Source organism: Dellaglioa sp. CoH-57-MRSF-16 (assembly GCF_056782055.1).
Genome location: NZ_JBXAXZ010000170.1, coordinates 1 through 274, shown reverse-complemented (window position 1 = coordinate 274; position 274 = coordinate 1). Strand labels below are relative to the sequence as shown.

The 274-nt window shown below is 44.9% G+C and carries 1 pseudogene; it reads left to right on the top strand.

What is annotated here, in order from left to right:
• Positions 1 to 274, top strand: a pseudogene (locus tag AC1RPH_RS08320) (LLM class flavin-dependent oxidoreductase); the annotation flags it as partial.

The following is a 274-nucleotide window of genomic DNA, read 5'->3' as shown; positions in this document are numbered from 1 at the left end:
CGTATAAAGAAGCGTGGAAGCAGGCAGGTCATGATTTTGAACCAAGAACATTGGTCACTCGCTCGATCCAGCCAATCACCACTGATTTGGATCGACGCTTATTTGGACAAGACCGTAGTCCGCAACAAGATGCTGTCGGCTATCTTGCTTATCACCGGAACCCGACGATTTTTGGAAAAACTTTTGCTGGTGAACCTGATCAATTAATCAAGGAGCTAGCTGAAGATGAAGCAATCAAAGAAGCAGACACAGTACTTGTCACGATTCCTAATAC